General features: G+C 40.8%; 8 protein-coding genes. 7 read left to right on the forward strand and 1 reads right to left on the reverse strand.

Features of this window, described 5'->3' with window-relative positions; genetic code table 11:
- Window positions 1–47: 47 nt before the first annotated feature.
- Window positions 48–1,538, reverse strand: a complete 1,491-nt coding sequence (locus tag BMY14_RS15960; RefSeq protein ID WP_091833978.1) for an L-fucose/L-arabinose isomerase family protein — start codon at window positions 1,536–1,538, stop codon at window positions 48–50.
- 608 nt (window positions 1,539–2,146) lie between these two features.
- Here BMY14_RS15960 and chvE point away from each other — a divergent pair.
- The 7 genes from chvE to BMY14_RS15995 all read left to right on the forward strand — a co-directional run bounded on the left by chvE (window position 2,147) and on the right by BMY14_RS15995 (window position 11,133).
- Entirely contained in the window at window positions 2,147–3,238 is a 1,092-nt protein-coding gene (gene chvE / locus BMY14_RS15965; RefSeq protein ID WP_019553603.1) for a multiple monosaccharide ABC transporter substrate-binding protein, read from the forward strand.
- A gap of 86 nt (window positions 3,239–3,324) precedes the next feature.
- On the forward strand, window positions 3,325–4,878 hold the full coding sequence (gene mmsA / locus BMY14_RS15970) for a multiple monosaccharide ABC transporter ATP-binding protein (protein ID WP_091833981.1): 1,554 nt from the start codon (window positions 3,325–3,327) through the stop codon (window positions 4,876–4,878).
- Window positions 4,879–4,904: 26 nt separating this feature from the next.
- Window positions 4,905–6,146 carry a multiple monosaccharide ABC transporter permease gene (gene mmsB, locus BMY14_RS15975; protein ID WP_245741451.1) on the forward strand — a complete coding sequence of 414 codons (1,242 nt, stop codon included), beginning with the start codon at window positions 4,905–4,907 and terminating at the stop codon, window positions 6,144–6,146.
- Window positions 6,147–6,217: 71 nt separating this feature from the next.
- Window positions 6,218–6,835, forward strand: a complete 618-nt coding sequence (locus BMY14_RS15980; protein ID WP_091833984.1) for a DUF4867 family protein — start codon at window positions 6,218–6,220, stop codon at window positions 6,833–6,835.
- 47 nt (window positions 6,836–6,882) lie between these two features.
- Window positions 6,883–8,406, forward strand: coding sequence for a xylulokinase (xylB, locus tag BMY14_RS15985; protein ID WP_091833987.1), 1,524 nt, complete (start codon window positions 6,883–6,885; stop codon window positions 8,404–8,406).
- A 117-nt stretch (window positions 8,407–8,523) separates the two neighbouring features.
- Window positions 8,524–9,546: a LacI family DNA-binding transcriptional regulator gene (locus BMY14_RS15990; protein WP_091833990.1), complete on the forward strand. Its 1,023-nt coding sequence runs from the start codon at window positions 8,524–8,526 to the stop codon at window positions 9,544–9,546.
- A gap of 165 nt (window positions 9,547–9,711) precedes the next feature.
- Window positions 9,712–11,133, forward strand: coding sequence for a glycoside-pentoside-hexuronide (GPH):cation symporter (locus BMY14_RS15995; RefSeq protein ID WP_091833993.1), 1,422 nt, complete (start codon window positions 9,712–9,714; stop codon window positions 11,131–11,133).
- Window positions 11,134–11,196: the final 63 nt, after the last annotated feature.

Below are 11,196 nucleotides of genomic sequence, written 5' to 3' on the forward strand. Positions count from 1 at the left end.
AGCACCCGAAAGGGTGCTTTTTTATATAACATGATTTAGTTGTCTGCTCAGGCAAATGGATTTTCTGTCGGATAAAGCATGCTTTTTGGTTGATTGAAGGCAATATCTTTGATACCGAGGTATTGGAAGATTGAGAATAGTACTTTGCCGTAATGACCGAAGGCTACCGCACCGTGATGTGGATATTGTTTTGCAATAAGGACATGACGATAGAAACGACCCATTTCCGGAATAGCAAAGATGCCGATACCGCCGAAGGATTGTGTCGCTACCGGGAGTACTTCACCTTGGGCAATGTAGGAACGAAGCTCTGCACCGGCAGTGCTTTGGAGGCGGAAGAACGTGATGTCTCCGGCAGAGATGTCGCCTTCTAATGTACCACGGGTGATATCTGGTGTGCCGCCATCTTCGAGCAGGCGGTTTTGTATCAATTGATATTTTACAGCACCTTTGGATAATTTACATAATGGGGTGTTCCCACAATGGAAGCCCATGAAGGTGTCTTTTAAATCGTATTTATATTTGTTTTGAATGTTTTGAGCGAATAAATCTTGTGGTACTGAGTTGTTGATGTCGAGCAGCGTTACCGCATCACCACTTACGCAGGTTCCGATATATTCGCTGAGAGCACCATAGATATCGACTTCACAGGCTACTGGAATGCCGCGAGAAACAAGGCGACTGTTCACATAACATGGTTCAAAGCCAAATTCGGTCGGGAAAGCCGGCCAGCACTTATTGGCAAATGCTATGTATTTGCTGGCGCCTTTATGTTTGTCGGCCCAGTCGAGTAAAGTCAGTTCATATTGTGCCATGCGTGGTAAGAGTTCCGGGTAAGGGTTGCCATCTGGTCCAAGTTCATTAGACATTTCTTTTATAACGGATGAAATGCGCGGGTCATCTTTATGGGCTCGATAAGAGACGAGTAAGTCAAGTTCGGAGTTTTCTTCTATTTCAATGCCGAGATCATAGAGCGGTTTGATAGGGGCATTGCAGGCAAAGAAATCCTGTGGACGGGGTCCGAAGGAAATAATTTTAAGGCTGGAAAGTCCGATAATCGTGCGGGCTATTGGTTGAAATTCAGCGATCATTACGGCTAATTCTTCGGCTGTACCAACTGGATATTCTGGAATGAAAGCTTTGATCTTGCGTAGACCAAGATTATAAGAACAGTTCAAAACACCGCAATACGCATCGCCGCGGCCATTGATTAGGTTTTTGCCGGATTCTTCAGCAGCAGCTATATACATCACGGGTCCATCGAAATTTTTGGCGATTAAAGTTTCTGGTGTTTCTGGGCCGAAGTTACCGAGAAATACGACTAAAGCATTACAGTCAGCGGCTTTAACTTCATCTAAGGCTGTGAGCATGTCAGTTTCATTTTCTACAGTGGTTTTTGCTTCGTAGATCGATCCGTATTTTTTATTATAGACGGTTGAGATAGCCTTTCTTCTGTTTTCTGATAAGGAGATAATGAAACAGTCACGGCTTACAGAAATAATACCGCATTTTACCTGTGGAATATTAGTCATTGTCATAATGAAACGCTCCTTTTGTTTTGTTAATTTCTGATATTGCTTTATGTGCTTGAGCACTTTGATGATTTTATTAAAATATAGCACTTGGTAAAAGACGTGTCAACCATTTTTTCACATTGTTTAGAATTTTTAAATAATATGAAATTTAAATAAAAGAACTTGGATTTCGTATTTAAACAGTCTGCGTGGCGTGAAAAATGGCTATTGAGTTCCTGCTTATTCATTAAAAGGACATAAATCAAACTAAAACAAATATTACAAATTTTCAAATAATATATTGACGGTTTCAAGAAATGGTGCTATATTAATTCTTGTAAATGTGCTTGCGCACACTATGGAGAGAATTGAACTTTTCGACTTATTATATTACATAGTAAAAATGACCCCGTTATCGAAAGTATTTTGCCGAGTGCAGATTTTGCTTTGGAAAGAACTGCTAATATTTTCCTGATTTAAAGTAATTTGTTTTGGATATCCTTTTGTGGCTGGAAGCTTACAAGGAGGCGAAAAAACGGTAGAAATGTGTTAGCAGACGATATGAGGCAGACTGTTCTTGGTATTTACTAGATAAAAATGTGCTTGAGCACTATAAGAAGGAGCAGAGCGTAATGAGTATTAAAAAAATACTGGTGTTTTGTTTAGCGGCAATGGTAGCGGTTGTGATGACTGGTTGTGGTGGTCAAAAAGATACGAGCAGTAGTTCCGGAGGATCTGATAAGCAGATTAAAGTCGGAGTTTCGATGCCGACAAAATCTTTACAGCGCTGGAATCAGGATGGATCTAATATGGAAGCGAAACTGAAAGAAAAAGGCTACGATGTGGATTTACAGTTTGCGGAAAACAAAGTAGAAATGCAGGTATCGCAAATTGAAAATATGATCACCAAAGGTGCAAAGGTTATTATTGTTGGCGCTATTGATGGTGGTGCATTATCTTCAGTACTTGATGAAGCCAAAAGTGCTGGTGTCCAAGTTATTGCTTATGATCGTCTGATTATGAATACGGATGCTGTCAGCTATTATGCAACATTTGATAATTATGGGGTTGGCAAAATTCAAGGAGAATATATAGAAACGAAGCTGGGACTTAAAGAAGGCAAAGGGCCTTATAATTTTGAAATAGCTACGGGACCGTTGGATGACAACAATGTCGTATTTTTCTTTAAGGGTGCCATGGATATTTTACAACCGTATATCGATCAGGGAAAATTGGTTGTAAAATCCGGTCAGAAAACACGTGAACAATGCGCAACACCAAATTGGGATGAAGCAAAAGCACAGGAACGTATGGATAATATAATCACATCCCATTATACTTCGGATAAAATTGATGCTGTTTTATGTTCGAATGATTCGGTTTCTTTAGGGGTACAGTCAGCTTTAAAATCGGCAGGTTATGGAGCTGGTAAAGCAATGCCGGTTATAACCGGACAGGATGCCAATATTTCCAATGTGAAAGCTATTTTGGCAGGGGAACAATCTATGTCGGTATTTAAAGATACGCGGGCTTTGGCGGATCAGGTAGTAAAAATGGTAGAAGCTATTGTCAATGGGAAAGAACCAGAAGTAAATGATACGAAAACATATAACAATGGTAAAAAAGTAGTTCCGTCTTATTTGCTTCAACCGCAGTTTGTCGATATGTCAAACTACAAAAAATTATTAATTGAATCCGGTTATTATAAAGAAAGTGATTTATAGAAATACGTTATAATGTGACAGATATGCAGTGATTTTATATTATTGCATATCTGTTTCAATTAAAGTGCAGAATGGAAGGTGAAAGCATGCCGAACATTTTATTGGAAATGCAGGATATTGTCAAAGAGTTTGCGGGTGGTGTACGTGCTCTGGATCAGGTCAATATTCAGGTGAAGGAAAAGAGTATTCATGCCTTAGTTGGTGAAAACGGGGCGGGAAAATCTACGCTGATGAATGTGCTGAGTGGTGTTTATCCGTATGGAACATACAAGGGGATGATTCGATATCATGGCGAAGAATGTAAATTTAAAACCATTCGGAATAGTGAGGACAAGGGTATTGTTATTATTCATCAAGAATTGGCACTGATACCGTATTTGTCGATTATGGAAAATATATTTTTGGGTAATGAATGCCAAAGTAAGGGAGTTGTTAACTGGGGTAAGTGCCGTTTTGAAGCGATGAAACTTATGGAAACGGTAGGCCTGCACGATTTACCAGATACGCCGGTTAATAAAATCGGTGTTGGTAAGCAACAGTTAGTTGAAATAGCCAAGGCACTTTCGAAAGATGTGAAATTACTGATTTTGGATGAGCCGACGGCAGCATTGAACGATGAAGAAAGTGAAAAATTATTGGAGCTGCTGTTGATGCTGCGAGAAAAATGGGGCATGACAGCAATTATGATTTCACATAAGTTGAATGAAATAACCAAGGTTGCTGATGAGATTACAATCATACGTGATGGCAAAACAATTGAAACATTAAATAAGAATACAGATGAATTTAGTGAAGATAGAATTATTAAAGGCATGGTAGGTCGAGAAATCACCAATCGTTATCCGCAGCGAACGGATTGCAAAATTGGTGATGTTTGTCTGGAAATAAAAAACTGGAACGTATATTCTCCTGATATTGCCAATAAAGTAATTGTTAATAATGTGAATTTAAATGTACGCCGAGGTGAAGTCGTCGGCATCGCCGGATTGATGGGAGCGGGGCGGACGGAATTGGCAATGAGCATATTTGGCAGGGCTTATGGAGCACATATATCGGGTGAAATTATTAAAGATGGGAAAACAGTCAAAATAACAACTGTTTCCGATGCTATAAAAAATGGTATTGCTTATGTAACTGAAGACCGTAAAGGACAGGGGCTTATTTTGATCGATGACATCAGGGTGAATACAACCTTACCTAGTTTAAAAAAATTGTCACTGCGCGGCGTTGTGAATGCACAAAAGGAAATAAAAGTTGCTGAATCATATTTGGAACGTTTGCACATCAAAGCACAGGGCATCCATCAGTTCACGAAAAATCTTTCGGGTGGGAATCAGCAAAAAGTTATGCTGGCCCGTTGGATTTATGCCGATCCGGATGTGCTGATTCTTGACGAGCCGACTCGCGGTATTGATGTTGGGGCCAAATATGAAATATATTGTGTCATTAACGAACTGGCTCGTCTGGGAAAATCAGTGATTGTGATTTCGTCGGAACTGCCAGAAGTTTTGGGGATCAGTGATCGTATCTATGTGATGAATGAAGGCTGCTTTGTCGGAGAACTGTCTCAGGCAGAGGCCTCACAGGAAAGCGTCATGCAGTGCATTATGCGGTGCAATAAAAATAAGCAAGTAGTCTGAGCGTTTGAAAAGGAGGATAATGTAAGATGAATAATTTTTTGAAGGGCAAGGCGATTCCTGTGGATGAGAGTTGTAAAGCAGAACCAGCGGGTGAACCAATAAAACAATTATCCAGGGAAAATATATTCAGTATTATTATAAATAAATATGCCATGTTTGTTGCCCTGATTGTGATTGCAATTTTTTTCCAATGGCAGACGGATGGTGTGCTGCTGGTACCGATGAATATTTCTAAATTGATTATGCAAAACAGCTATATTTTGATTCTGGCCATCGGCATGCTGCCTTGTATTTTGACGGGGGATATTGATCTTTCAGTAGGGTCAGTTGTCGCAGTTATCGGAGCTATTGCAGGTACGATGATTGTGTCGATGGATATGCCGGTCGGACTAACCATTATCACTTGTTTGGTAGCAGGGCTTCTGATCGGAGCCTGGCAGGGATTCTGGGTGGCTTTTGTTAAAGTACCAGCGTTTATTGTAACGCTGGCGGGGATGCTGCTGTTTCGTGGAATGACAATGGTAATACTCAATGGGAATACATTGGCACCATTTCCAGAATCTTACCAATTTGTGGCACAGCGCTTTTTGCAGGATATACCGCTAGTTGGCGCAATTCCTTATAGCACGATGATTATTGGACTCATTCTTGCTGTCTGTGGTGTTTATGCAGAATGGAACGATCATCAGCAAAAAATTCAATATGGTATCCCGGTTAGCGGGAAAAGTTGGCTTTTTACAAAATTTGGCTTGATCGTTTTTGTCAGCCTCTTTTCCACTTATTGGCTGACACAGTTTAAAGGGTTACCTATTATTTTAATTTTGCTGGCAGGTTTGATTTTTATGTATTCCTTTATTTGCCACAAAACTGTTATTGGTAGGCATATTTATGCTTTGGGTGGTAATGAACGGGCTACGCAGTTATCAGGAATTAAGACGAAATGGGTTCGTTTTATTGTTTTTGTTAATATGGGCCTGATGGCAGCGGTTGCCGGACTTGTTTTTTCAGCTCGTTTGAACTGTGCCGCGCCTTCGGCTGGAACTTCGTTTGAACTCGATGCCATTGCTGCTTGCTATATTGGTGGGGCTTCGGCAACTGGCGGGGTAGGTACGATTATTGGTGCTGTGGTCGGCGGGCTGGTTATGGGAGTTTTAAATAACGGCATGTCGATTCTGGGGATTGGTATTGATTGGCAGCAAGGAATAAAAGGAATGGTGCTCTTGCTAGCTGTGGCGTTTGATATTTACAATCAAAATAAAAAAGCTTGAGCAAAAGAGTTAGGCAATACAACAAAAAGAAGCTGTGCGTATATTCGCATAGGCTGAGGGGAGCAAATACAATGAAACAGGTAACTGATAAAGCTTTTACAAAATACGGCCGGGTGTTAGAACTGGATTGTCGGGAGATTTCTACGGTCATGGAAACATCTACACCGCTGCCGGATGATGTAGTTTATACACCATCAGAGTCACGTCTTGAAAAATTGTCGGCGTTTAAGGTCTTGGAAGAAGAAATATATGGTGGAATGCCGATTCAATTCGGTTATTGTAATGGTGATAATCATTTGCTTAATGCAGTTGAATACCATCGTAGTTCAGAAGTTGATATTGCTATTACGGATTTGATTTTGATTCTGGGATGGCAGCCGGATGTTGATCTTAAAGACTATTCCTATGATACAGGCAAAATGGAAATGTTTTTTGTGCCAGCGGGAACAACCGTTGAGCTTTATGCGACAACATTGCATTATGCGCCTTGTAGTGCTGCTGGGGGTAAGTTCCGCTGTGGCATCGTATTGCCGAAGGGAACCAATGAAGAATTAAAAGTTAGACTAGAAAAGAAGGGCGAAAATAAACTTTTGTTTGCAGTTAATAAATGGCTGATTGCACATAAAGAAAGTGGGCTGGAAACAGTGGGCGCATTTATTGGATTGACTGGAAAAAATTTAAAGGCGTAAAAGGTTAACGCTATATGTTGAATTACGGAGAGAGCAGGGAGAAAACAATGCGATATTTATTAGGAATTGATGTAGGAACTTCAGCGACAAAGACAGTGCTGTTTGATGAAAATTGCCAGGCAATTGCTTCGGCATCCGAAGAATACCCGCTATATCAACCGCAAAATGGTTGGGCAGAGCAGCACCCGGAAGATTGGCATCAGGCGACGGTACATACCATTCAAGCTGTTTTGACAAAGTCCAAGGTGCCAGCCGCAGATGTCAAAGGGATTGGATTATCAGGGCAAATGCATGGATTAGTTATGCTGGATGAAGCCAATCAGGTTATAAGACCAGCAATTATATGGTGTGATCAACGAACAGCAAAAGAGTGTGAGGAAATTACGCAAAAGGTTGGTGCGAATCGTTTGATGGAAATCACGGCCAATCCAGCATTGACTGGCTTCACAGCATCAAAGATTCTTTGGGTACGCAATCATGAACCGGAAAATTATGCGAAATGCCGTCATATACTGCTGCCGAAAGATTACGTGCGTTTTTGCCTGACTGGTGAATATGCTACAGAAGTGTCGGATGCTAGTGGTATGCAGCTTTTGGATATACCGAATCGTTGCTGGTCAGATGAAATTTTGGAAAAACTGGAAATTGATCGGGCTTTGCTGGGTAAGGTTTATGAATCACCGGAAGTTACGGGGACTTTGACTGCGCAGAGCGCAAAGCTGCTGGGACTTACAACAGCAACGGTTGTTGCCGGTGGTGCCGGAGATAATGCAGCAGCGGCTGTTGGAACTGGCACGGTTAGAGATGGGCGGGCTTTTACGACAATTGGCACAAGTGGTGTGGTTTTTGCACATAGTTCCAAAATTACGATTGATCCAAAAGGGCGTGTCCATACTTTTTGCTGCGCTGTGCCAAATTGTTGGCATGTTATGGGGGTTACACAGGCGGCAGGGCTGTCACTTAGCTGGTATCTGGACAATTTTTGCACGAATTACAAAGAAAAAGCAAAGCTTGCGAATGTCAGCTTTTATGATTATATCAATAAAGAAGCTGAATCTGTACCAATGGGCAGTAATAAGCTCCTGTATTTGCCGTATCTGATGGGAGAGCGGACACCTCATCTTGATCCAAATTGCCGTGGCGTATTCTTCGGCTTGTCAGCAATTCATAAACAGGCTGATTTGCTGCGGGCTGTAATGGAAGGTGTTTCGTATTCATTGAAAGATTGTCAATCCATTTTAAAGGAAATGGGCTTAGAAGTTGAGCAGATGATGGCTTGTGGCGGCGGCAGTAAATCAGGCCTTTGGCGCCAGATCCTTGCCGATATGTTTGGTTGTTCGGTAAAAACTGCGGCTTCCCAGGAGGGGGCGGTCCTTGGTGTGGCTATTCTGGCTGGTGTGGCAGCAGGGGTTTTCACGGATGTACCAACGGCTTGCGATCAATTCATTGCACAGGATGAATCTTGTCAGCCAATCGCAGCGCATCAAGATTATTATTCTAAAGGCCATGTGCTTTATCAACAGCTTTATGAGCAGCTTCAAAATCAGTATCGTTTGCTGACAAATTTATAATTGAGAAGCTTTTGAGGGGAGTGCAAATACTCAGGGTGGCGGAGTCTTTATTGACGGGTCATTGTCTGCATGCTATTCTGAATAAAAAGAATTTGGCAATGAGAAGGAATGTGACACATGTCGATAACGATTAAAAAAATAGCAGAAATATGCAATGTTTCGCGGGGGACAGTTGACCGTGTTTTAAATAATCGCGGAAAGGTAAAGCCGGAAACAGAAAGTTTCGTGCGAAAGATTGCTGAACAGATGGGATATGAACCAAACCCGGCGGGTAAGGCCTTGGCCGCAAAAAAGAAAAATATAGTAGTTGGGGTTGTACTCATTTCTGAGGGGAATCCATTTTTTGATGAAGTGATTCGCGGCATTCGCGAAGCAGAAAAGGAATATACAGCATATGGTGTACGAGTTTTAATTCAAACAATGCATGGATATGATGTGGAGGAACAATGCCGCCTTATGGAAGAAGTTGGCTCACAGGTCAATGCTCTTATTTTGAATCCGATTAGTGATCTTAAAATACAACATAAAATTGATCAGCTGGTGGAGCGGGGCGTATTTGTTGTAACGGTCAATACTGATATTGAAAACAGCAAGCGCAGCTGCTATGTGGGGAGTGATTATATAAATGGCGGCGAAACGGCTTGTGGTATTATGGGCGTATTGACAGGCGGCCGAGCTAAGGTTGGTGTTGTAACGGGGTCATTCAAAGTAGCTGGACATAACCAAAGAATTGCCGGTTTTAAAAAAGTTATGGAGAAGAAATATTCGCAGATCGAGATCTTGGAAATCGTAGAATCTGAAGATGACGATATCCTTGCGTTTGAGGTGACAAACCGTTTATTGCAGGCCTATCCACAGTTGGATGCATTGTTTATTACAGCTGGTGGTGTATATGGGGCCTGTCGCGCGGTTTTATCACAGGCCAGGCAGCAGCATATAAAGATTGTTTCTTTTGATAGTGCACCAAATACGGTGGAAATGTTAAAACAACAGGTGATTGATGTGACGATTTACCAACATCCTTATACACAAGGCAGAAAGGCAATGCAAATTGTTTTTTCTTATCTGGTTAATGGATTAGAAATCAAAAAAGAAAAACATATTTTGAAAAATGAAATAAAAGTTCTGGAGAATTTGTGAGACACATCAGGGCAGATTTTCTATGGATTGAAATGATTTTGTGCTAAATCGTGTAGGAAGTAAAAGCAAGATGAATGAGGGTTGTCGGCTCAACTGAAAAGGATGAATCGCTAAGGGGTTCTTATTCTTTTTAGCTGCCTAAATTTTAAATTTAAGCGGAAGAGGATGATTATTACGGAATCACAAGCTATAACGGAAGGCGATTTAAAACTTCAGGAAAAAATTGGCTATTCTATGGGAGATCTGGCGTGCAATTTAATTTACACTACAGTTTGTACCTATTTACTTTTCTTTTATACCAATGTTTACGGGCTGAGTGCGGAAGTGGCCGCGACAATGTTCCTTATCGTCCGTGTCATGGATGCTGTTGTAGATCCAATCGTGGGGACTTTTGTTGATAAACATACCTTTAAACAAGGGAAATTCCGTCCGTATTTGTTATATGGAGCCATTCCTTTTGCTATACTTGGAATATTGTGTTTTACCACACCAGACTTCGGTGATGGTTTAAAAATAATTTATGCGTATGCTACCTATATTGGTTTGTCGTTGATTTACACGACGATCAATATTCCTTATGGTGCATTAACTGCGGCAATGACACGCAATAATAAAACGGTAGTCAGTATGACTTCAATTCGAATGTTGTGTGCTAATTTTGGCGGACTGCTAGTCGCTTTTGGTGTACCAGTTATTGTAACTATGATTTCTGGCAGTTATACGGGCGAGGATGCAAGGTTCGGCTGGCAACTGACTATGGGCGTATATAGTGTTGTCGGAGCATTACTCTTATTGTATTGTTATTCAAAGACAACAGAGCGCGTTAGATTGGACGCACAAAATGACAAAAATGTAAAATTCAAGGATTTGTTTCATCAATTTAAAGTAAATAGACCCTTAGTGGTTTTGAGTTTGTTTTTTATCATTCTCTTTGGTATGAATGCAGTTTCTAATTCAATCGGTGTTTATTTTATTACTTATAATTGTGCTCGTCCGGATTTGGCTCAATGGTATGGTCTATTGGGAACGCTGCCGGCATTCTTTTTGCTGCCGTTAGTTCCGAAACTTAACAAACTGTTGGGGAAGGTAAGGCTGCTTGAAATATCACTTTTTTTAGGTATTGTGGGGGCAGCAATGTTATACATTGTTTCCGCAGATAATATTACGATGATTTTTATTGCCCGGTTTATTTCTGCGTGCGGAATGATCGTGGCTGGAGGCTTTATGTGGGCGTTGATTCCTGAAACCATTGAATATGGAGAATACAAAACTGGCAAGAGACTTAGCGGGATGATCTATGCGATTATTGGATTCTTCTTTAAATTTGGCTTGGCTCTTGGTGGGATTATTCCCGGGTTTATGCTGGCGCACTTTGGTTATGTGGCGAATCAAGTACAAACACCAGAAGCTTTAAGTGGTATTTTGATTACGACGACTCTTATCCCTATTGTTTTTTTGGTTGTGGCAATTGTGGATATTTCTTTTTATAATTTAGATGATAAAAAATATAAAGAAATTATTCAGGTTATAGAAAATCGTAAAACTGAAGTAAATCAGGTTGGTCCGGTGGACGTTAGTCATGTTTGAAAGATTAACTATTAAATTTTAGATAAAGTGTTCTTTGCTTGTGAGTTATTCATATTTAAGGGA

Origin of the sequence: Propionispira arboris (assembly GCF_900109225.1) — a bacterium.
In the GTDB taxonomy this organism is placed as follows: Bacteria; Bacillota; Negativicutes; order Selenomonadales; family Selenomonadaceae; genus Propionispira; species Propionispira arboris.